Origin of the sequence: Leadbetterella byssophila DSM 17132, assembly GCF_000166395.1 — a bacterium.
GTDB lineage: Bacteria > Bacteroidota > Bacteroidia > Cytophagales > Spirosomataceae > Leadbetterella > Leadbetterella byssophila.
The window spans coordinates 2802521-2825529 of record NC_014655.1; the positions used below are offsets into that span (position 1 = coordinate 2802521).

The window sequence follows — 23009 nt, forward strand, 5'->3', positions numbered from 1 at the left end:
TCTTTTTTTATTTTTTTCTATCCAAAGAATGAGCGCTCAGGAGCTTAAGATCGCTTTCCTGTCTGACATTCACTTCCATGACATTCACCCTAAATTCGAAGATATAGATTTCCAAGGCGTCCCACATCCCACTACCGGTAAACCCGTCCTGGCTAGGACCATGAGTGCCCAACTTCGTTCTACCCGCATCTTCAATGAAAACTATTTTGCCTTTAAAGCAGCCTTAGAAGATTTGGTAGCCAAAGGCATTAAACTCGTAGCCCTTCCCGGCGACTATACTGATGACGGACAAGCTTATAATCTACGTGGACTAAAGGAAATACTTCAAGATTACACCGAAAAGCACGGAATGCGTTTCCTCATCACCACCGGAAATCATGACCCCCTGGGTCCGTTCCGTCAAGATGGGGGAAAGAGTGACTTCTTAGGAGCAGATGGCAAGCCATTTGGCATCTATAGTAATGGAAATAAAGGCATCATCACCCAGGATATTGCCCCAAGTGGCTACGAAGAGATTCTAGAAACCCTTAGTCCTTTCGGTTTTATGCCAGACCCTTCCTATCTGCTTTGGTCCACCCCCTTTGATCAAGCTTTAGAAGAGCCATACCAGTATGAAAAAGCCAAATTCTCCTCCGCCTACACCAGAAGGATGTACGAAATAGAGCCTGGGTTCTGGGTACCGGACCTTAGCTACCTGGTAGAACCTGTAGAAGGCGTTTGGATTCTTGCATTGGATGGAAATACTTATGTTCCAAAGTCCAAGGAAGGAGATCCCTATGACCCTAAATCGTACAAAACAGCCGGAATAGGATATAACGAGGTCTTAAGCCATAAACAACATCTCATCACTTGGATCAAAAAGGTAAGTCGGGAGGCGAAAAAGAGAGGGAAGATCCTATTAACCTTTTCCCACTATCCGGCTATAGATTATAATGATGAAGCGAATGCAGAGATAAGCCAATTACTAGGACCTACCAAATGGCAATTGCACCGCAGTCCGCGAGAAGAAGTAGCAGAAGTCCTTTCTCAGGCTGGAGTACAGTTGCATTTCGGCGGTCACATGCATATCAATGATACAGGCATAAGAAAGTACCCAGACGGTAGGTTTCTAATCAATATACAGGTCCCTTCCCTAGCGGCTTATGTGCCGGCGTATAAGATCCTCAGCATTGAAAGCCCACAGAGATTTAAAATCAGCACAGAAATCATAGAAGACGTAAAAGACTTTGACTATCTTTTCCCCCTTTATCAAAAGGAACTGGAAGCGAATAAAGAGAGCGGAAAAACCTGGAAAAAGGAAATTCTCAAGACTAAAACCTATAGAGAATTCATGTTATTCCATCTGAAGGAACTCGTCCGACTGCGTTATGTCTCTACAGATTGGCCCAAAGAATACCTTGCAGAAGTTGAGCACTGGACCTCCAAAGACTGGTTTAAAGCTTTCAAGGTCAAATCTTCCCCAAGTTCCTGGACTACAGAAGACCTGCTCTTTGATCTGTACAAGTTCCAATCTGCCGATGAATTAGCCAAACGTGATATCCCTGCGAATCGCTGGAAAGACTACGAAAATATCTTTAAAGCACTGGAAAAGGCTGAAAAACCTGAACATCGCTGGCTATTCACCCTACTCCATAAACTGTCACACGGAGATCCGGCTGATGCCTTTTCAGTAAATTTGGAAACGCAGGAGGTTCAGAGAATGGATTAACGGGACAGTAAAAAGCGTAACGGAATTTTAACTAAAAATTAATAGTTTCGGAAGAATAAATACTAATGTTCCTTTGACCGAATTTTATGGTCCGTTTGAGCAAAGCGAAAGAGGACATCATAAAATTCATGTTTTTTTGCTACTTTCCGAACGGTCGGACCCTTGCGCCCAAAAAATATCAAGAAGAAAATTCATGTCTTTTAGTTTAAGGGGCGCTTCTTTTAATTAAAGTCCAGTTTTATCCTAATAGACGCTTCGCGGTTAACTAATAATTAATACTTTCCTAAGAATAAATACTAATGTTCCTTTGACCGAATTTTATGGTCCGTTTGAGCGAAGCAAAAGAGGACATCATAAAATTCATGTTTTTTTGCTACTTTCCGAACGGTCGGACCCTGGCGCCAAAAAAGTATCAAGAAGAAAATTCATGTTTTTTTGCTACTTTCCGAACGGTCGGACCCTTGCGCCAAAAAAAGTATCAAGAAGAAAAATCATGTCTTTTAGCTTAAGAGGCGCTCCTTTTAAATAAAGTCCAGTTTTATCCTAATCAACGCTACTGGATTAACTAATAATTAATAGTTTCGGAAGAATAAATACTAATGTTCCTTTGACCGAATTTTATGGTCCGTTTGAGCGTAGCGAAAGAGGACATCATAAAATTCATGTTTTTTTGCTACTTTCCGAACGGTCGGACCCTGGCGCCAAAAAAGTATCAAGAAGAAAATTCATGTTTTTTTGCTACTTTCCGAACGGTCGGACCCTTGCGCCAAAAAAAGTATCAAGAAGAAAAATCATGTCTTTTTAGCTTTAGGGGCGATTCTTGTGATTTAAATCAGTTTTATCCTAATAGACGCCACGCGATCAACTAATAATTAATACTTTCCGAAGAATAAATACTAATGTTCCTTTGACCGAATTTTATGGTCCGTTTGAGCGTAGCGAAAGAGGACATCATAAAATTCATGTTTTTTGGTTACTTTTTTGTGCCAAAAAAGTAACAAGAAGAATATTCATGTTTTTTTGCTACTTTCCGAACGGTCGGACCCTTTGCGCCAAAAAAAGTAGAGAAAGAAAAACCATGTCTTTTTAGCTTTAGGGGCGATTCTTGTGATTTAAATCAGTTTTATCCTAATAGACGCCACGCGATCAACTAATAATTAATACTTTCCGAAGAATAAATACTAATGTTCCTTTGACCGAATTTTATGGTCCGTTTGAGCGTAGCGAAAGAGGACATCATAAAATTCATGTTTTTTGGTTACTTTCCGTAAGGACGGACCCTTGCTCCAAAAAAGTAACAAGAAGAATATTCATGTTTTTTGGTTACTTTCCGAACCGTCGGACCCTTGCGCCAAAAAAAGTAGAGAAAGAAAAATCATGTCTTTTTAGCTTAAGGGGCGATTCTTGTGATTTAAATCAGTTTTATCCTAATAGACGCCACGCGATCAACTAATAATTAATACTTTCCGAAGAATAAATACTAATGTTCCTTTGACCGAATTTTATGGTCCGTTTGAGCGAAGCGAAAGAGGACATCATAAAATTCATGTTTTTTTGCTACTTTCCGTAAGGTCGGACCCTTGCGCCAAAAAAAGTAGAGAAAGAAAAATCATGTCTTTTTAGCTTAAGGGGCGATTCTTGTGATTTAAATCAGTTTTATCCTAATAGACGCCACGCGATCAACTAATAATTAATACTTTCCGAAGAATAAATACTAATGTTCCTTTGACCGAATTTTATGGTCCGTTTGAGCGAAGCGAAAGAGGACATCATAAAATTCATGTTTTTTTGCTACTTTTTTTGCGTCAAAAAAAGTAGAGAAAGAATATTCATGTTTTTTTGCTACTTTCCGAACGGTCGGACCCTTTGCGCCAAAAAAAGTAGAGAAAGAAAATCCATGTCTTTTAGCTTAAGAGGCGCTCCTTTTAAATAAAGTCCAGTTTTGTCCTAATAGACGCTTCGCGATTAACTAATATTTAATAGTGTCGAAAGAATAAATACTAATGTTCCTTTGACCGAATTTTATGGTCCGTTTGAGCGAAGCGAAAGAGGACATCATAAAATTCATGTTTTTTGGTTACTTTTTTGCGTCAAAAAAGTAACAAGAAGAATATTCATGTTTTTTTGCTACTTTCCGAACGGTCGGACCCTGGCGCCAAAAAAGTATCAAGAAGAAAATTCATGTCTTTTAGCTTAAGAGGCGCTTCTTATAATTAAAGGCCAGTTTTATCCTAATCGACGCTACTGGATTAACTAATAATTAATACTTTCGTGTCCTATTTGAGATTGTATAAGGATTTGATACCTCTTAGCTTTTGAAGCTAGGCGGAGGAACTACTATTTAAAGAGTAAATATTTAAGAATTGAATCCTTACTGTAAAAAAACACTTTAATAGAATAATAGAGGTAGTGAAGGAAAGCTTGCGAATTCCTTAGTAGTGCATCTTCAAAAATCAATTGAAATCTTAACCTTTCCTCCTAATCCTTTCTCAACAATATCATACAAGGTTTTTAAGGTAAGATTACTACCATTGTTCTCAATTTTTGAAATATATTCACGCTTCTTTCCCACTGCCTCAGCTAATTCTGCTTGAGTTAGTTGCTTCTCTTCGCGAGCCTTCCGAAGAAGAAGTCCAACTTTGAATGATTCAAAATCCCTTTCAAGTTCCTCTCTCCTCAGGGTACCTCTTTTACCGTAGACTCGGTCTTTTACTTCTTTCCAGTTTTTAGTTTCCATTGTGTAACTTTTTTTGATTGTAATATTCCTGTTTAATTTTAATAGCTCTATCTATTTCCTGCTTCGGGGTCTTTTGAGTCTTTTTTTGAAATCCAGTAGTTAAAACTACTAGCTGATCTCCGTCAAAAAAACAAAACACCCTCCAAATATTTGAGCCCAATTGTATACGCGCCTCATACAGCCCATTACTGCCCTCTATATGCTTTAAATAGTTTGCAGGAATCCGCTCCAGCGTCTCAATTGCTTCAATTATTTTAAAAATCTTGTTTTGAACCTTTTCCTCTTGGCTTAGAAGAAATTCTTCAAAGTAATCTTTAAAGGCAATTACTGTGCGAACTTTCATAACAAAAGTAATTTATAAGTTACAATTTTTTACATTTAATTCCATTATTTTTTTCCTAAACCCTTATTTATGAATTTTTTATCCCATTTTTAGCAAATTCAAATGGTTCCTTTTAGTAGATCTATTGGTTAAAGACTATTTTACTTATCCCACAGGTAACCCTCCAAACAAATTAAAATATAATACCACAGAATATCAGACACTTGGAGACATTTATGATCATTTCTTATCTCAAAGTAAGATTATAAGGCAGGGCTTACTAAAAGCTTTCAGCTTTTGGTAAGTAATAATTAATAGTTTCGGAAGAATAAATACTAATGATCCTTTGACCGAATTTTATGGTCCGTTTGAGCGAAGCGAAAGAGGACATCATAAAATTCATGTTTTTTTGCTACTTTTTTGCGCCAAAAAAGTACAGAAAGAATATTTATGTTTTTTTTTCTTAAGGTGCATTGCTTCAGATTTTTGTAGATTTTTATCCGAATCGCCCCTACTTAATTAACTAATAATTAAAATTAAATAGTTTCGGAAGAATAAATACTAATGATCCTTTAATCGAATTTTAGAGGCCGTTCGAACGTAGTGAGAGAGGCCATTCTAAAATTCATGTTTTTTTGCTACTTTTTTGCGCCAAAAAAGTAGAGAAAGAATATTCATGTTTTTTGGTTACTTTCCGAACGGTCGGACCCTGGCGCCAAAAAAGTATCAAGAAGAAAATTCATGTCTTTTAGTTTAAGGGGCGCTTCTTTTAATTAAAGTCCAGTTTTATCCTAATAGACGCTACTGGATTAACTAATAATTAATAGTTTCGGAAGAATAAATACTAATGTTCCTTTGACCGAATTTTATGGTCCGTTTGAGCGTAGCGAAAGAGGACATCATAAAATTCATGTTTTTTGGTTACTTTCCGTAAGGACGGACCCTTGCTCCAAAAAAGTAACAAGAAGAATATTCATGTTTTTTTGCTACTTTCCGAACGGTCGGACCCTGGCGCCAAAAAAGTATCAAGAAGAAAATTCATGTCTTTTAGTTTAAGGGGCGCTTCTTTTAATTAAAGTCCAGTTTTATCCTAATCGACGCTACTGGATTAACTAATAATTAATAGTTTCGGAAGAATAAATACTAATGTTCCTTTGACCGAATTTTATGGTCCGTTTGAGCGAAGCGAAAGAGGACATCATAAAATTCATGTTTTTTTGCTACTTTTTTTGCGTCAAAAAAAGTAGAGAAAGAATATTCATGGTTTTTTGCTACTTTCCGAACGGTCGGACCCTTTGCGCCAAAAATAGTAGAGAAAGAAAATTCATGTTTTATAGCTTAAGTAGTGTTTCGCTAAGATCCGGTAATTCCGGAAGAAAATCTCCCACTATTTTAAACTATGGACTTCCCAAAAGCGGAGACAGTAGGTATAATCACCCGTAGGTTTTTATAACTGACTAAGGCAGTTATCCCCTATCAATAATTTTACCTTTTCCTTTAAATACCTTTGCATTATTAGCTTTTGTACGCTTTATCCATTTGTACCCCTCAAACCATAACACTGATAAAGAAGCCGTTATAACTGAAAAACCTATTTCATTTATAGCTAAACTATCTACTTTAAAGAAGTTGGACATCGCTGGTATGAACAAGATCATAAAGAGAATGATAAGCGTTAAACTGTTCACAGCTAGAAGTAACATATTCTTGTTCCTAAAGCTTTCAATTACACTATAATAGAAAGAACGATTCGTTAAGCTCAAAAGAACATTCGAAAAGATTAAGGTCGAGAAAACCATAGCCCTAGTTTTTTCTTCACTCCCCCCATTCTGGACGGTGTATTGATACATAAACAGTAGTCCACAGGTGATCACTAAACCTTGAATGATACTTATGCTCAGTTCCCTCCCATTCAAGAATGTATCTGTCATTTTCCTTGGCCCCTGCAGCATGGCGTTCTTCTCTATAGGTTCATTTTCGTACACTATAGAACAGGTTGGCCCCATCACTAATTCTAAGAATATTACATGTACCGGGGTGAAAATCTGTGGAAATATCCAACCGAGAAATAATGGAATTGAAACCGTAAGTATAATAGGAATATGTATAGAAATAATATATTGAACCGCTTTCTTAATATTAGAATATATCCTTCTTCCTGAAGCAATACCAATAATTAATTTGTTTAAATCATCATTAGTAAGTACTATCGAAGCCGCTGATTTGGCAATCTCCGTACCCTTATTCCCCATAGCTACGCCAATATCAGAAGCCTTCAAAGCTGGAGCGTCATTCACCCCATCTCCCACCATAGCCACAACCTCTCCCTCTTCTTTTAACGCTTTTACTATTTTTAATTTTGCTTCCGGATACATTCTAGAGAATAGTACATTTTCCTTCACTTTTCCTAGTAACTCGCTACCCGAATAGGTCATTAAGTCTTTTCCATCAATAGCGCGGTCAGCATCCAAAATTCCGGCCTGCATAGATATGCTTTTTGCCGTGTCAGCGTTATCGCCGGTGATCACTTTTACTTTTATACCTGCATCATAAATCTGCTTGAAAACGTCTTGAATTCCTTTTTTAGGCGGATCATAAAATACCACCAATCCTAGGAATACGAAAGGTAGGCTTTGTTGCTTTTCCGGAAATTCCTCTCCTTCAAAATGTGATTTTGCAACACCCAAAACCCGGTAGCCTTCCGAACCAAAATCCCGGATCCATTTTCTAACCTTTTCTTTTTCTTCTTCAGAAAGCGTAGAAACCCGAAGGATAGCCTCTGGAGCACCTTTAGCTGCAATAATCCTTCTACTATCTTCAACATTCTTGTAGATATGTGTCATCATTGGAGGTTTTCCCTCTAAAGGATATTCATAAATAAGGGAAAACTTTCCCCTTAGATCTTTCTTAGACATAGACGAATAAACCTCATGCAAAGTCTTCTCCATTGGATCAAAAGGCACTGGCTCACTGCTCCACATGGCATAGGATATCAATTCTGAGGTGACAGTATCCCCAAATGTTTCATAAGTCTTATCAGAAGCATATTCATACAAATATTTCAATTGCATGATATTCTCTGTAATGGTTCCCGTTTTATCAGTACAGATCACTGTAGTACTCCCTAGTGTCTCTACTACGGAGCTTTGCTTCACTATAATTCCTTCCTTCATCAACTTCCAAGATCCTAAAGCCATAAAGGTGGTAAAGGCAACCGGAATTTCTTCAGGAAGTATAGACATGGCTAGAGTAAGACCGTTCAACAAACTTTCAAGAAGATTTCTGTTGTTGTAATAATGAACAGCACAAACAAGGAGAAATATAACAAGACCCACCACCGCCATGGTCTTAACAAACTTCCTGATTTGCTGTTGTAAAGGAGAATCCTCCTTTTCTATGGCCAACAAAGAGCTACCAATCTTCCCAATTTTAGTTCCTATCCCTATTTCTTCTACTTCAAAAACGGCTATTCCAGATACTGTAATCGTACCCCCATAAACTTTATCTCCAATTCCCTTATATACAGATAAACTTTCGCCTGTTACAGATGATTCATTCACGGAAAAGTCAGTACTGTATACTATCCTCCCATCAGCATTAAGATACTTTCCTTCCTCTGTAAGACATAGATCTCCAATGACAATCTCATTTGTAGGAATTTGAACTACTTTCCCATTCCGAATGACAGAAGACAGTGGTTCGTTCAACTTTTCAAGAGCCTCCAAAGCTTTCTTACTTCTACTATCTTGATAAAATGATATCGCAGAAACGGCAACAATCGCAGCAAGCATAAATAATGCTTCTCCGTATTCTCCTATGAGCAGATATATTGCGGAAATGGCAAAAAGTAGGAGTAACATTGGCTCCTTAAGAATGTTTAATAGCAAAGCGAGTCCGCTACTCTTTTTGTGGCCCTCAATGCTGTTGTCTCCATGCTTTATCCGCGATTTTTCTACCTCAGTATTGTTTAGGCCTTTGAATTGATTAGGGACTTCCATGTCTTTTACTTAACGTTTCATTCAAAGTTATTAGATTTTTTATGAATCCAACTTATGATCCACCGACCCACATGAAAATCTAGTAATATTTGATCATTAAAAACTAATAGTGTCGGAACAATAGCATTTGTAGGCATTTTAGCTTTATAGGCAGCCCATCTGATTTAAGTCCGCTATTATCCTAATAGACGCTTCTGGATTAACTAATATTTAATACCTAATAATTTCATAAGAATAAATAATAATGATCCTTTGATCGAATTTTAGAGGCCGTTCGAACGTAGTGAGAGAGGCCATTCTAAAATTCATGTTTTTTTTGCTACTTTCCGAACGGTCGGACCCTTTGCGCCAAAAAAAGTAGAGAAAGAATATTCATGTCTTTTAGCTTAAGAGGCGCTCCTTTTAAATAAAGTCCAGTTTTGTCCTAATAGACGCTTCGCGATTAACTAATATTTAATAGTGTCGAAAGAATAAATACTAATGTTCCTTTGACCGAATTTTATGGTCCGTTTGAGCGAAGCGAAAGAGGACATCATAAAATTCATGTTTTTTGGTTACTTTTTTGCGCCAAAAAAGTAACAAGAAGAATATTCATGTTTTTTTGCTACTTTCCGAACGGTCGGACCCTTGCACCAAAAAAGTAACAAGAAGAATATTCATGTCTTTTACCTTAAGGGGCGCTTCTTTTAATTAAAGTCCAGTTTTATCCTAATAGACGCTTCGCGATTAACTAATATTTAATAGTGTCGAAAGAATAAATACTAATGTTCCTTTGACCGAATTTTATGGTCCGTTTGAGCGAAGCGAAAGAGGACATCATAAAATTCATGTTTTTTGGTTACTTTCCGAACGGTCGGACCCTTGCTCCAAAAAAGTAACAAGAAGAATATTCATGTTTTTTTGCTACTTTCCGAACGGTCGGACCCTTGCGCCAAAAAAGTAGAGAAAGAAAATTCATGTCTTTTAGCTTAAGAGGCGCTCCTTTTAAATAAAGTCCAGTTTTATCCTAATAGACGCTTCGCGATTAACTAATATTTAATAGTGTCGAAAGAATAAATACTAATGTTCCTTTGACCGAATTTTATGGTCCGTTTGAGCGAAGCGAAAGAGGACATCATAAAATTCATGTTTTTTGGTTACTTTCCGAACGGTCGGACCCTTGCTCCAAAAAAGTAACAAGAAGAATATTCATGTTTTTTTGCTACTTTCCGAACGGTCGGACCCTTGCGCCAAAAAAGTAGAGAAAGAAAATTCATGTCTTTTAGCTTAAGAGGCGCTCCTTTTAAATAAAGTCCAGTTTTATCCTAATAGACGCTTCGCGATTAACTAATATTTAATAGTGTCGAAAGAATAAATACTAATGTTCCTTTGACCGAATTTTATGGTCCGTTTGAGCGAAGCGAAAGAGGACATCATAAAATTCATGTTTTTTGGTTACTTTTTTGCGCCAAAAAAGTAACAAGAAGAATATTCATGTTTTTTTGCTACTTTCCGAACGGTCGGACCCTTTGCGCCAAAAAAAGTAGAGAAAGAAAATTCATGTCTTTTAGCTTAAGGGGCGCTCCTTTTAATTAAAGTCCAGTTTTATCCTAATAAACACTTCGCGATTAATTAATAATTTCGGAATCATTAGTATTATTTAGGGCAGTATTTTGGCCATTTAAATACTAAATGTTCTTAAATTTTTAATCCTTAGTTTTTAGTCCAAAAAGCCAAAGGCTTTTTGGTAATCCCTTCCTTAAATATTAAGTTTAAGAACTCAGTATCTTAGATTCAAATCTATCAAAAAGAGCCGCCCTATATGTCCTGCCTATGGGTATTCTCTGCTTCACATATCTGTCTTAAACGCAATTACTTGGACACTATTTTTAATTTATTTCACCAATTCGGATCAATTTTTACACCAATTGATTCGAGGAATTTTCTAGGGGACTTATAGTGAAGACCGCCATGTATTCTTTCGAAATTATAGAATTTTTTCCATCTTATCATTACTTGTTTAAATTCTTGTAGGCTTTCAAATTCAAATCGTTGACATACAGCACTTTCCAGAATTGAATGGTAGGCTTCTATATGTCCATTCTGTTGAGGTGTTGCCGGTTTTGTAAATTCCTGAGTTATACCTTTTTGTTTTAGATATTCTTGAACTATTAAAGCTTCGAATTGTGAGCCATTATCGTTTCTTACTATAAATTGCTTTGGCATCGGATAAGTTTGTAAAATTTGTTCAAATAGATTTATTACATCTTCAGATTTAATAGAATTTGCGATGTATTGTCCCAATTGCCATCTCGAAAAAACATCCAAAATTGTCAGTACTTGCGCATTTGTGCGTTTTCCTTGGATATATACATATTTAATATCAAATTCTAGGAATGCAAATTCTCTTTGTACAATGGGAACGAGTTCTTTTACCCAGTTCCTACTTATTCTCTTGGTATTACTGCGTTGAAATTTTAATAAATTGTTTTCCTTCATGAGCTTATAGGTTCTATAAGCCCCAATTCTCAATCCCTTTTCTTGGTTTAAATAGCGGTAGGTTTTATAATACCCATAATCCACAAATTCGCCCTCCAGAAGTGTTTTAGTTTCTTGTAAAATATAATCCATATCAAACCTATTATTTTCCATATCATATACATAACCTGAGGCCCTTTTCCCCGGTTTTGTACCTGTAGAAATGTAATAGTAGCTGCTTCGAGGTAAATCTACATGCTTTAATACTAGATATTTAGGCCTCCCTTGCTCTAGAAATTCGTCAACTACCTGGATTTTTATTTCTTTAGAGATTGACTTTTTTTTAAAAGGGAATCTTTAATTTGAATAGCTAACTCTTTTTCAGCAACTATCCTTTTTAGAGCTTCGTTTTCACGACGTAATTGTTTGAGTTCACGCTCGGCATCTGTCATTGCTCCTGCTTCCAAGCCACTTTTGCCTAACTTCTCAAATTTCTCTTTCCAATTATAAATACTCACAGTAGAAACCCCAAATTCTCGCGATGAATAACTTACGCCGTGCTGGATAGAATGAAGTACAATCTTCTCTTTCTCCTCCAAACTCCATGTTTTTCGATGTTTTGACATACACAAATCTAATTAATTGTTAACTTAGTTTTGTGTCCAAGTTTTTATCGAGCTATTAGGTATCTTAAAATTAATTCTCCTCCTTCAATCAATTCTATGTGATATACCGATACTATATAGGTTTTATGTGTTCTAATAAACAATTCAGCGGGCAACTTACCTTCTAGCTCCTTAAGAGTTAATAAGGTGATGATCCTTTGCTCATTTAGCGTATAAATAAATACGTAGTTTCCCGCCGCTTGTATATAGAGAATTTCTGCAATGGCCACCTTAATAAACTTACCTTTATGGTCTCCTTTAACCAATATAAAGTCCTGAACTTTATCTAATGAAGTGCCCCCTCTTTCCTCTACTTTCTGAATAGCTTTCAGTAGTTCAGAAAGACCTATGGGCTTACATAAATAATCTACTACATCATATTTATAACCTTCTATTGCAAATTCAGAATATGCCGTGGTTAAAATCACATTCGATTTGCCTTTAAGCAGATCCATGAAGTCAAACCCATTAATTTGTGGCATATTTATATCTAGAAATATCAAATCTATCTCATGAGATCTTAAATACTCTAAAGCATCCATAGGGTCAGAAAAGGAGTATTTAATCTCTATTTTCGGGATCTTTCTTAAGTGATTTTCTAAAATTTTAATGGCGGCTAATTCATCATCTACTATTATGCATTTCATGGCTTATGGTGTTTATAATTATTGAGACATAAAAAATTCTCTGATCTTGATGGATCTCCCATTTTACATTTTCACCAAAATACATCTCTAACTGCCTTACAACATTCTTTAACCCCACAGATGTAGCGGTATTGTCTTTGAAATCTCTTCTGATACTATTGCTGCAATAGAATCTAATTTCTTCTCCAATATCTATAGAGATTTGTATAGGGTCCTTTATCTCCCCGTATTTAAAAGCATTTTCCACTAAACTTATAAAACAAAGGGGTGGAACTAGAAAAGGTTCTGGCTTTCCTGATTTTGAATACTCTAAATTCAATTTCTCCCCTAACCTCAACCTCTGTAGACTCAAATACTCCTCTATTGCCTCAATTTCAGCAAGTATGGATATTGCTTCAAATTTTGTACCCTCTACCGAAAACCGCATTAACCTTGTCAATGACAAAACTGCATTTCCCGCCTTTTCACTGAGTTCAGCTATCTCACTATAAACCAAATTCAAAGTATTGAACAAAAAATGGGGATGAATCTGAGCCCTCAGAAAATCGATTTGCCCTATATACTGCCTCTGATCTGCCATTCTCCTCAAATTTTCTTCCCTCATGGATTTCTTATAGTACCAATATGCAAAAGAGTAGAAAGTCATGGTAGTATACCTCCAAATCTCATAACTAAAATAAGCAAAGTACCTTTTCCTCTCCTGAAGATTTTTTACATACTGCTCTGTATGAAATGCCCATTCTACTACCCATTTGATAATACAAAATGCTGAAATAAGAGCTAAAATTTCTGTCGCCAGTAGCAACTTAGATCTCTCAATTGTAGGCTCTATCACTAACTTCACACACACATAGAAATACAGTGTACAAAAAACTACGTTCAAAAAATATGGGTAATAAGGATAGACTTCACCGAACCGTACGGCGTAAGCAAGAAGATAATCCACCAACCAAAAAAGAACCCAATAGGTCAGATGAATTTTGAACGAAGATTTTATAAGGTTTACAGGCTGACTATTACTCATATCTATGCAAAACAATATCTCACATGGACTATGGGCACTTTCATCAAATAATTTTCCTGCTACTCCAATTGCCCCTGAACTTTGTCTTACAAATCCCCCAAAAAAGTCCTGAAAAACAAAAGGGTTAAAATAACTTAACAAGCCGTATCCTACTTTAAATGACCAGCGAATACACACAAAAACATCACGATCACTACCCGTATAGTGATACACAAAAAGTACCTGGTAATAGGATCCTTTCACTAATCTATTTATTTAAAATAAGATAAGCACGCAAAAAGGTAATTTCTTATTATCCGGTACAAGTCCACACAAACCCCACCTCATCAGAGGATAATCGGTTGTCACTACGGCAACCGATTTTTTTTTAACTTTCCACCATGAATAAACATGAGCTACGTACATTAGCAAGAGCGCACCGCCTAAACCTGTCTACGGAGGAAACACAAGAGCTCAATGCCGGCCTGCGTTCCCTACTCTTCTCCCGCATCCCTATACACCGCTACAGCATCATACACGCCTTCTTACCCATACTTAAAAACAAGGAACCGGATACCTATCCCATCCTAAACACCCTCTTGAAGGATTTTGCCGCAGATGTATATATCTCCAAATCCCTGGAAAATGGAGAACTTCTGCACTTTCCTTTTGAAGCAGATAAAACCTATGCTCTGAACCGCTGGGGCATACCGGAACCGGAAACTACAGAAGATGGACTCTCCTCCGAAACTTTCTTCGATACCTTTAAAAAAGAAGACATCCTCGTACTGGTTCCACTACTCGCATTTGACAGCTTGGGAAACCGCATTGGCTATGGCAAAGGCTATTATGACCGCTTCCTGCAGTACTCCACCCCAAAAACCCTAAAAGTAGGCCTCTCCCTCCTCGAAGCCTATGAACCCATAGATGATGCTTCAGAACGTGACATCGCACTGGATTTTTGCATCACCCCCACAAGGGTCTGGAAATGGGACTAAAAAACCGTTTATTTTCCTTAATTTTGCACCCTATAAGCGAAAACACCTTTCGCCGTAATACATCTGTTAGCAATGGAACTTTCAAAAACCTACAGTCCGAAAGAAGTAGAAGATAAGTGGTACGCCTACTGGGAGAAAAACAAATATTTCAGCTCTAAGCCTAATAAAGACAAAGAGCCTTACACCATAGTTATTCCTCCACCTAACGTCACCGGTGTGCTTCACATGGGTCACATGCTGAATAACACCATTCAGGACGTTCTGATACGTAAGGCCAGAATGGAAGGAAAAGAGGCTTGTTGGGTACCCGGCACAGACCACGCTTCCATAGCTACAGAGGCGAAAGTAGTGGCCATGTTGAAAGAAAAAGGCATCAACAAAGCTGATCTTTCCCGCGAAGAATTCCTAAAATACTGTTGGGAATGGACCGAAAAATACGGTGGAATCATCCTGAAACAGTTGAGAAAACTGGGCGCTTCTTGCGACTGGGATCGCACCCGTTTCACCATGGAGCCAAGCCTCTATGACGCCGTTATAGAAGTTTTCGTTGATTTATATAACAAAGGCCACATCTACCGCGGTTATCGCATGGTCAACTGGGATCCGGAAGCAAAAACTACCGTATCTGATGAAGAAGTAATCAGCAAAGAGATGGCTTCTAAGTTGGTTTATATCAAATACCGCTTCCCGGGATCAGAAGAAGGCGTGACCATTGCCACTACACGTCCGGAAACCATCATGGCTGACGCAGCCATCTGCGTAAACCCAAATGACGAACGCTACAAAGACATCATCGGTAAGACCGTTTTGATTCCTTTGATCAATAAGGAAATCAAGATCATTGCAGATGAATATGTGGAAATGGAATTTGGTACGGGATGTTTGAAAGTAACTCCTGCCCATGACCAAAATGACTTTGCACTGGGAGAAAAACACGGTTTGGAAGTGATTGACCTTCTAGATGACTCCGGAAAACTCACAGAAAAAGCTCAGATCCTAGTTGGTGAAGACCGTTTTGTAGCCCGTAAAAAGATCATCAAGATGCTGGAAGAATCCGGTAACCTGGTGAAAGTAGAAGAATACAAGTCAAACGTAGGTACTTCTGAAAGAACCGGAGCGGTCATAGAACCGAAAATCTCCCTTCAGTGGTTCCTAAAAATGAAAGATATCAGCAAGCCGGCTTGGGAAAACGTGATGAACGATACCATCAAACTCATCCCACCGAAATTCAAGAATACCTATAACCACTGGATGGAGAATGTACGCGACTGGAACATCTCTCGCCAACTCTGGTGGGGACATCGTATACCGGCCTACTATCTGGCAGATGGCACAGTCATCGTAGCTAAAAGCCTGGAAGATGCCGTGAAGATAGCCAATACCGAAAAAGGGTTGAATGTTAAAGCTGAAGACTTCACTCAGGACGAAGATGTACTGGATACCTGGTTCAGCTCTTGGTTATGGCCTATCTCCGTATTTGACGGATTCAAAAATCCGGATAATGAAGATATCAACTACTACTATCCAACAAACGACCTAGTAACCGCTCCGGAGATCTTGTTCTTCTGGGTGGCCAGAATGATCATTGCAGGATATGAATACAAAGGCACTTATCCGTTTAAGAACGTTTACCTTACAGGTATAGTGAGAGATAAGTTGGGCCGCAAGATGTCAAAATCCTTGGGCAACTCTCCCGATCCTTTGGATCTAATAGATAAATACGGTGCAGATGCCGTACGTACAGGTATGCTATTCAGCTCTCCTGCCGGTAATGACCTGCCGTTTGATGAGAAACTGGTAGAACAGGGTAGAAACTTCTCTAACAAGATATGGAATGCCTTCCGACTAGTAAAAGGATGGAATGTAGGTGAAGGGGAACCACAAACTGCTCCAATCCAATGGTTCAGAGCGAAACTTAATGCTACCATAGCTGAGATTCTGGATCACTATGAGAAGTTCAGGATGTCTGACGCCCTCTTAGCAACGTATAACCTGATCTGGAACGACTTCTGTTCTCAATACCTGGAGATGGTTAAACCAGCATATATAGACGGTGTAGGTCAACCTATTGACGCCTCCACCTATGAAGCTACCCTATCTTTCTTTGATGAACTAATGCGCCTGGCTCACCCTTGGATACCATTTATCTCTGAGGAGATTTGGCAAAACTTGAAAACACGCGAAGAAAATGCTTCCATCTGTGTGCAGGATTTCCCTAAAGGAGGTGAAGTAGATCAGGAGGTATTAAACACCTTCGAGATCGTACTGGAAGCGGTATCATGGATCAGAAATACCCGTCAGAGCAAACAGATTTCACCTAAAGTAAGTTTGGGATTAGATATCCGTACCTCTGATGCAAAAAGATACGAAGCCGTAGTAGGACTCTTACAAAAACTAGGAAACCTAAGCGCGGTGAACTTTAGTTCAGAAGTGAAAGGAGTTACCACCATAATTAAAGGTGACGAGTTTGGCCTTGACCTAGGTGAAAATCTGGATGCTGCATCTGAAAAAGAAAACCTTCAGAAAGAACTAGAATATACCTTAGGATTCAAGAAATCTGTTGAAGCTAAACTTTCAAACGAAAGGTTTGTAGCGAACGCTAAACCGGAAGTAGTGGATAGAGAAAAAGCTAAATTGGCGGATGCAGAAGCTAAGATTCAAGCCCTTCAGGAAGCCCTGAATAAACTATAAGAAAGAAGGACCGTTCTGTCCTTCTAGGCAGTAGCTGCCATGATGCTAGACAGAACGGTTTTTACTCTCCTTCTCGAAACCTTCATATGATCACCGTTTTGAAGAGTGATCTGCATATATTTCCCTTGCAATTCGTACCCACATACATATTCTGGATTCACCAGATGCTTTTTACTCACACGAATAAAGCTATCTAACTTCTCCTCATGTCTTAGGAGAGTAGAGCTTGAAACCATTTTCTCTCCGTTAATTAAGTATATTTCTGTGTAGTTGATGTCTCCAGAAAGAAACATGACCTCTCTCGAATTGTAATTCTCCTTTTTCATGTTGTAATTCTTTTTTACAAAATTCTAACATGTTGTCAAGAGTTTTTAGAGTAGAATCCCCGAAAAAGCAAAGGTGTTTTAACGGTATTTTAGTGTTTATGCAAAAAAAAGAGTGGATAAACCACTCTTTTCATCAATGTCCTCCTTTTGCGGAGCTGACCTTTTGGTCGAAATCAATATTTTGTTTTCTCAATACTTGTTGGATCCTCACCCCAAACCAGAACAGGTAAGCAAAGCAAGCTACAGCAAGCAAATAAGACAATTGTATACCTATTTTGTCTGCTAATAATCCTTGTAATACAGGTACCACTGCCCCACCTAAGATCATCATGATCATAAATGCAGCTCCCTGATTCGTATATTTACCTAAACCTGCGGTACCTAATGAGAATATACTCGGCCATAAAATGGAGCAGAACAAACCACCTGAAATCAAGCAGTATAGGGCAAGCTGACCTGTTGTAAAGATGCCTATCAAGGTCATAACAGCTCCCATTCCGGTAAAGATCAACAATGTTTTCACAGGTTTTTCATTAGCCACAAAGAACGAAATGATCATTACCAACACACAGAAGCTGTACATGTATAGATCACTTACATCTCCATTTAATATTGAATTCACATATAAAACAATGCCAAAGGCCACGAAAGGCACTACTACCCACATGATCTTCTTCATTTTTTCAGATAAACCAAAGTTACCCACGGCAGCTGTCCATCTACCCACCATCATACTTCCCCAGAACATGGCAACATACTTAGACACTTGAGAAGACACCAGTCCTTGTGTTTCTTTAAGATATTCCGGAAGGTTACTACCTACCGTAACCTCCACACCTACATAGACAAAGATGGCGCTCATCCCCAAAATAACTTGAGGAAACTTTAAAACACCTACACCAGCTTCTACTTCTTCATCATTAGTGATTCTAGGAAGTTTAGAGACCCAGAAGAACAGGGCTAGCAAGATAAACAAGACTCCTAAAACCAAATAAGGAAACTTCACGGACTCAATGGTGGCATTGTGCGCCGCTTCCGGAGATACTGAACGGAAAATAGCGAAGGAAACGATCAGCGGACCCACCGTTCCACCAAAGTTATTCACCGCACCGCCTAAGTTGATCCGTGTAGCTCCGGTTTCAGGAGGCCCTAGAGCAATCATGAATGGTTGGGTAGCCGTTTGCTGTAAAGAGAAACCTAATCCTACCACAAAAAGAGCCGTTAGCAATAAAAAGTAAGATTTTGACTCGGCAGCCGGATAGAAAATCATAGACCCAACCGCAGAGATGATCAAGCCGTAGATAATACCGTTTTTATACCCAATTTTATTCAGGATATCCGTCTTCATCATGGCTGAAAGCAGTAGATAAATCACAGATCCCACAAAGTATGCCGCATAAAAAGCAAAGTCTACCAACTGGGCTTGCCACTGCAGCAAATCAAATTTTTCTTTAAAAAGGGGAATTAAGATTCCATTAGATGCGGCCACAAAGCTCCAAAAGAACCATACAGTGACCAGAGTGTAGAGGGCAGGTAGGTTGGTTTTATTATTTTCCATTGGTTTTAAATTGATGCATCTTCTTGCCAGTTATAGAGATCGTTTTTGGTAGCGTCCCAGTTGGGATAAATACCAAAGTGTTTTTCGCGCACTAAATCTAATAATACTTCCCGGAGTTTATCCATGTTTTCATTCTTCTCCGCAGAAATAAAGGCTACATACTTAGCATTTTTCTTCAAATAACTGGTCTCCAGCCTTTCCAGATTCTTTTTCAAATCTTCTTCTGTAGCCAAATGTTTATCTAAGCCCTCTTCCGATTCAGGTTGATATTGATCTAATTTATTAAATACCAAAAGAGTCGGTTTATCCTGAGCTCCTATTTCTCCCAATGTAGAATTCACAATCTCAATCTGCTCCTCAAAAGAAGGATGTGAGATATCCACCACATGAATGAGTATGTCCGCTTCACGGATCTCATCCAAAGTAGATTTAAAGGATTCCACTAGGGTGGTGGGCAACTTACGAATGAACCCTACCGTATCTGTTAAAAGGAATGGGATGTGACCTAAAACCACCTTCCTCACCGTCGAATCTATAGTAGCGAAAAGCTTGTTCTCTGCAAATACGTCTGACTTAGTAAGCTTACGCATCAAAGTGGATTTCCCCACGTTCGTGTAGCCTACTAGTGAAACCCTAACCAGTCTGCTTCTCTCCTTTCTGCGAGTAGCAGCTTGCTTATCTATCTTGTCCAGCTTTTCTTTTAGAAAGGCTATTCTGTCCTGAACTATACGTTTATCCGTCTCCAGCTCCTTCTCCCCAGGACCTCTCATCCCTATACCCCCCTTCTGCTTGCTCAAGTGAGACCACATTCGGGTAAGTCGGGGAAGCAAATACTTGTACTGGGCAAGCTCTACTTGTCGCTTAGCCTGATCAGTCCTGGCCCTTTGTGAAAAGATGTTCAGAATCAGAAGGCTTCGGTCTAAAACCTTCTTGTTTTCAAATTCCCTCTCCAGGTTTCTCACCTGAGACGGAGTAAGCTCATCATCAAAAATGATAGTATCCACGGGATTAATGGCTACCCATGTCTTGATTTCTTCAAGTTTACCTTTACCTACAAAGGTGCGCTGATCCGGAAAGTTCAAGCGCTGAAGAAAGGTCTTTAAGGTCTTCACCCCTGAGGTCTCAGCTAAAAATGCCAATTCCTCCAAGTACTCCCTGGTCTTCTCTGCATTCTGCTTCTGAGTGATCAAGCCCACTAATATGGCTGTCTCCTGCTCTTTATGCGTACTTATAAGCGGTGTATTTAACAAATTTCTCTAGCTATTTTTATGGATCAAATCAGACAATCTTCCCCTAACCTACAATAATTTAAGCAACAATATTACTAATTTTTCAGCAATTCGTCCTATGAGCCTAAGATTTTATTCACATTCTTAAGCCTGCTCCTTTTTATAGCAAAAATGCTACAAAACTTCGCAAAATCTGGTTTTTTCCTACAATTTTACAAAAACTCTCCAAAGAGATTTTATTGATTTCAGGCGACTTTTTTCCCTAAATGTGGATATCTCAGCATTTTAGGTGTATAAATTTCCTTGCATCAACTTTGCATATATATTTTTTCGTATTTACATTTGTTCACTTGAAAGTAGAAAAGAATAAAATAAATATATATTCTTAAAGATTTAATCCTTCTGTCTGCTATTCAGCAGATCATTGGATTATTAGGAAAGCACGTAAGTCGGAATCCCTGCCACTAACATTGAGGCAGGGATTTTTTATCGTATAAAGCTTGTTATAGAGGAATGAAACTGCAAAAGACTGTAAACATAAAAAATAAGAAAGCTTCCTTTGAGTATTTCTTCCTGGACGAGTACACGGCCGGGATGGTGCTTACTGGGACTGAAATTAAATCCATCAGAGAAGCTAAGGTGAGCATGGCAGATGCCTATTGTATCTTCCATAGAGGTGAACTCTTTGTCAAAAACCTGAACATCTCTAAGTATGACAACGGGACGTACTATAATCATGACCCCCTTAGAGAAAGGAAACTTTTATTATCCAGGAAAGAATTACGGAAGTTAGAAGGCAAACTAACGGATAAAGGTTTGACCATCATACCTACCCGTCTGTTTATAAACGACAGAGGATTAGCGAAGTTAGATATTGCCTTAGCAAAAGGTAAAAAGCTTTACGACAAAAGAGAGTCCATTAAAGAAAAGGATATCAAAAGAGATCAGGAAAGATTCTAGTTCTTTCCTGATAAGAAGGTCAATACTTTTTGCATAGCTTGTCCTCTATGATTTAAGCGACTACGCTCTTCAAAGCCCATTTCATGGAAGGTTTTTTCGTAGCCCTTTGGAACAAATACAGGATTATATCCAAAACCCACTTCACCCCCAAAGCTAGGAGTAATATCTCCTGACACCTCACCGGAGAATTGATGTACTTCTCCATCCCAAATGAGGGTAATCACGGTTCTGAACCTGGCAGATCTTTGGGAAATGCCTTCAAGTTCCTGCATGAGCTTGAGATTATTTGCCGTAGCATCAGAAGGCTCTCCGGCATATCTGGCTGAGTATACCCCCGGTCTCCCATCTAAAGCCTCCACTTCTAAACCGGAATCATCTGCCAAAACGGCTATTCCAAAACGCTCATAAACGTATTGGGCTTTAATCAAAGAATTCTCTTCAAATGTGGTACCGGTTTCCGTTATATCTTCCATCACCCCTAAGTCACTCAAGGTTTTGACTTCAAACCTATCACCTAAAGCACTCTTAAGCTCCTCTGCCTTGTGCGCATTATGGGTAGCTAGACAAATGGGGATCATGCCGCCAGACCCTCCTTCATCTTCTCTGTGTTTTCAGCTAAACGAAGTTTTTCAATAAACTCCCCTATATTACCTTCCATCACATGTGGTAGGTTATAAACGGTGAATCCTATACGGTGATCTGTCACCCTTCCTTGTGGATAATTATACGTACGAATCTTATCGGATCTGTCTCCTGAACCCACTAAAGATTTACGTTCTCCGGCGATGGACTCATTTTGTTTAGCTAACTCAATCTCATAAAGACGCGAACGAAGTACCGTCAAGGCCTTATCAAAGTTCTTGATCTGAGAACGTTCATCCTGACACTGCACCACTAAGCCCGTAGGAATGTGAGTTACCCTTACGGCAGAGTAGGTAGTGTTCACTGACTGCCCACCTGCACCCGAAGAACAGAATGTATCTTTGCGTATATCATTCATGTTTATCTGCACGTCTACTTCATCCGCCTCAGGTAGGACAGCCACCGTAGCGGCAGAGGTATGGATACGACCCTGAGATTCAGTAGCCGGTACCCTCTGTACCCGGTGAACACCTGATTCATATTTTAACTTACCGTATACGTCTTCCCCTTTGACACTTACCACTATTTCTTTATACCCGCCTGAAGGCGCATCCGTAAAATCCATCACCGTAAACTGCCAGCCTTGTTGGGCAGCAAAACGCTGATACATGCGGAATAAATCCCCCGCAAAGATAGAGGCCTCATCACCGCCAGTACCGGCCCGGATTTCCAGAATACTATCTTTACTGTCATTTGGATCTTTAGGTATGAGCAATTCTTTCAAACGCTCCTCCGCCTCTTCTTTTTTAGGAGATAGCTCATCCAATTCTAACTTAGCCATTTCCCGCATTTCCTCATCTTTCTCCGTAGCCAAGATTTCTTTGGCCTCATCCAGATGTGCCAAAATGAGTTTATAGGCATTGTACTCCTGTACAATCTTCTCTAAGTCTCTATATTCTTTGCTTATCTTCTTGAATTTCTCCATATCAGAGACCACCTCCGGCATGGTAATCTGCTGGGATACCTCGTCGAAGCGCTCTACAATACCTTCTAGTTGCTCTATTAACATAGCTGCGTATTTTCTAATAAAACACAAAAATACAGCCTTTCGTGCAAATCATCATTTTC

16 protein-coding genes are annotated in these 23009 nt (G+C 38.7%); 4 read left to right on the plus strand and 12 right to left on the minus strand.

All coding sequences use genetic code 11. The features are described from left to right. The first annotated feature begins 28 nt into the window (after positions 1-28). On the plus strand, positions 29-1708 hold the full coding sequence (locus LBYS_RS12625) for a metallophosphoesterase family protein (RefSeq protein WP_222836519.1): 1680 nt from the start codon (positions 29-31) through the stop codon (positions 1706-1708). A gap of 2446 nt (positions 1709-4154) precedes the next feature. Here the strand turns inward: LBYS_RS12625 and LBYS_RS12635 are convergent. The 7 genes from LBYS_RS12635 to LBYS_RS19315 form a co-directional block, all read right to left on the minus strand. Then, positions 4155-4445 carry a helix-turn-helix domain-containing protein gene (locus LBYS_RS12635; protein ID WP_013409235.1) on the minus strand — a complete coding sequence of 97 codons (291 nt, stop codon included), beginning with the start codon at positions 4443-4445 and terminating at the stop codon, positions 4155-4157. Then, positions 4435-4788, minus strand: coding sequence for a type II toxin-antitoxin system RelE/ParE family toxin (locus tag LBYS_RS12640; RefSeq protein WP_013409236.1), 354 nt, complete (start codon positions 4786-4788; stop codon positions 4435-4437). The genes LBYS_RS12635 and LBYS_RS12640 overlap by 11 nt, the downstream gene beginning before the upstream one ends. A gap of 1445 nt (positions 4789-6233) precedes the next feature. Then, positions 6234-8765, minus strand: coding sequence for a cation-translocating P-type ATPase (locus tag LBYS_RS12645; protein ID WP_013409237.1), 2532 nt, complete (start codon positions 8763-8765; stop codon positions 6234-6236). A 1878-nt stretch (positions 8766-10643) separates the two neighbouring features. After that, entirely contained in the window at positions 10644-11375 is a 732-nt protein-coding gene (locus LBYS_RS12650) for a DDE-type integrase/transposase/recombinase (protein WP_013407251.1), read from the minus strand. Positions 11376-11539: 164 nt separating this feature from the next. Next, entirely contained in the window at positions 11540-11848 is a 309-nt protein-coding gene (locus LBYS_RS12655) for a transposase (RefSeq protein WP_013407105.1), read from the minus strand. Between the two features lie 44 nt (positions 11849-11892). After that, a complete protein-coding gene (locus LBYS_RS12660; RefSeq protein ID WP_013409238.1) occupies positions 11893-12534 on the minus strand; it encodes a LytR/AlgR family response regulator transcription factor in 642 nt (213 codons plus the stop codon). Beyond that, positions 12512-13138: a sensor histidine kinase gene (locus LBYS_RS19315; RefSeq protein ID WP_187287897.1), complete on the minus strand. Its 627-nt coding sequence runs from the start codon at positions 13136-13138 to the stop codon at positions 12512-12514. The genes LBYS_RS12660 and LBYS_RS19315 overlap by 23 nt, the downstream gene beginning before the upstream one ends. A gap of 800 nt (positions 13139-13938) precedes the next feature. Here LBYS_RS19315 and LBYS_RS12670 point away from each other — a divergent pair. Both LBYS_RS12670 and LBYS_RS12675 read left to right on the plus strand, forming a co-directional pair. Next, positions 13939-14535 (plus strand): 5-formyltetrahydrofolate cyclo-ligase, encoded by a 597-nt coding sequence (locus LBYS_RS12670; protein ID WP_013409240.1) that lies wholly within the window; start codon positions 13939-13941, stop codon positions 14533-14535. Between the two features lie 72 nt (positions 14536-14607). Continuing rightward, the gene (locus LBYS_RS12675; protein WP_013409241.1) at positions 14608-17226 is read left to right on the plus strand and encodes a valine--tRNA ligase; all 2619 of its coding nucleotides are present in this window, start codon (positions 14608-14610) and stop codon (positions 17224-17226) included. A 23-nt stretch (positions 17227-17249) separates the two neighbouring features. On the opposite strand, the gene LBYS_RS12680 is transcribed toward LBYS_RS12675, so the two are convergent. The 3 genes from LBYS_RS12680 to hflX form a co-directional block, all read right to left on the minus strand. Beyond that, positions 17250-17552 (minus strand): LytTR family transcriptional regulator DNA-binding domain-containing protein, encoded by a 303-nt coding sequence (locus LBYS_RS12680; RefSeq protein WP_013409242.1) that lies wholly within the window; start codon positions 17550-17552, stop codon positions 17250-17252. A 133-nt stretch (positions 17553-17685) separates the two neighbouring features. Beyond that, entirely contained in the window at positions 17686-19110 is a 1425-nt protein-coding gene (locus tag LBYS_RS12685) for an MFS transporter (protein ID WP_013409243.1), read from the minus strand. A gap of 5 nt (positions 19111-19115) precedes the next feature. Next, on the minus strand, positions 19116-20360 hold the full coding sequence (gene hflX / locus LBYS_RS12690) for a GTPase HflX (protein WP_013409244.1): 1245 nt from the start codon (positions 20358-20360) through the stop codon (positions 19116-19118). 492 nt (positions 20361-20852) lie between these two features. Here hflX and smpB point away from each other — a divergent pair, with 492 nt between their 5' ends. Beyond that, complete coding sequence (gene smpB, locus LBYS_RS12695; RefSeq protein ID WP_013409245.1) at positions 20853-21299, plus strand: SsrA-binding protein SmpB; 447 nt, start codon at positions 20853-20855, stop codon at positions 21297-21299. On the opposite strand, the gene rdgB is transcribed toward smpB, so the two are convergent. Both rdgB and prfA read right to left on the minus strand, forming a co-directional pair. Beyond that, on the minus strand, positions 21296-21877 hold the full coding sequence (gene rdgB, locus LBYS_RS12700) for an RdgB/HAM1 family non-canonical purine NTP pyrophosphatase (protein ID WP_013409246.1): 582 nt from the start codon (positions 21875-21877) through the stop codon (positions 21296-21298). The two genes, smpB and rdgB, sit on opposite strands and share 4 nt — an antisense overlap. After that, positions 21874-22950 carry a peptide chain release factor 1 gene (prfA, locus tag LBYS_RS12705; RefSeq protein ID WP_013409247.1) on the minus strand — a complete coding sequence of 359 codons (1077 nt, stop codon included), beginning with the start codon at positions 22948-22950 and terminating at the stop codon, positions 21874-21876. The genes rdgB and prfA overlap by 4 nt, the downstream gene beginning before the upstream one ends. Positions 22951-23009: the final 59 nt, after the last annotated feature.

Coding starts and splice junctions, on each gene's coding strand:
- LBYS_RS12625 (WP_222836519.1), top strand. CDS start 29: ATGAGCGCTCAGGAGCTTAAGATCGCTTTCCTGTCTGACATTCACTTC.
- LBYS_RS12635 (WP_013409235.1), bottom strand. CDS start 4,445: ATGGAAACTAAAAACTGGAAAGAAGTAAAAGACCGAGTCTACGGTAAA.
- LBYS_RS12640 (WP_013409236.1), bottom strand. CDS start 4,788: ATGAAAGTTCGCACAGTAATTGCCTTTAAAGATTACTTTGAAGAATTT.
- LBYS_RS12645 (WP_013409237.1), bottom strand. CDS start 8,765: ATGGAAGTCCCTAATCAATTCAAAGGCCTAAACAATACTGAGGTAGAA.
- LBYS_RS12650 (WP_013407251.1), bottom strand. CDS start 11,375: ATGGATTATATTTTACAAGAAACTAAAACACTTCTGGAGGGCGAATTT.
- LBYS_RS12655 (WP_013407105.1), bottom strand. CDS start 11,848: ATGTCAAAACATCGAAAAACATGGAGTTTGGAGGAGAAAGAGAAGATT.
- LBYS_RS12660 (WP_013409238.1), bottom strand. CDS start 12,534: ATGAAATGCATAATAGTAGATGATGAATTAGCCGCCATTAAAATTTTA.
- LBYS_RS19315 (WP_187287897.1), bottom strand. CDS start 13,138: ATGAGGGAAGAAAATTTGAGGAGAATGGCAGATCAGAGGCAGTATATA.
- LBYS_RS12670 (WP_013409240.1), top strand. CDS start 13,939: ATGAATAAACATGAGCTACGTACATTAGCAAGAGCGCACCGCCTAAAC.
- LBYS_RS12675 (WP_013409241.1), top strand. CDS start 14,608: ATGGAACTTTCAAAAACCTACAGTCCGAAAGAAGTAGAAGATAAGTGG.
- LBYS_RS12680 (WP_013409242.1), bottom strand. CDS start 17,552: ATGAAAAAGGAGAATTACAATTCGAGAGAGGTCATGTTTCTTTCTGGA.
- LBYS_RS12685 (WP_013409243.1), bottom strand. CDS start 19,110: ATGGAAAATAATAAAACCAACCTACCTGCCCTCTACACTCTGGTCACT.
- smpB (WP_013409245.1), top strand. CDS start 20,853: ATGAAACTGCAAAAGACTGTAAACATAAAAAATAAGAAAGCTTCCTTT.
- rdgB (WP_013409246.1), bottom strand. CDS start 21,877: ATGATCCCCATTTGTCTAGCTACCCATAATGCGCACAAGGCAGAGGAG.
- prfA (WP_013409247.1), bottom strand. CDS start 22,950: ATGTTAATAGAGCAACTAGAAGGTATTGTAGAGCGCTTCGACGAGGTA.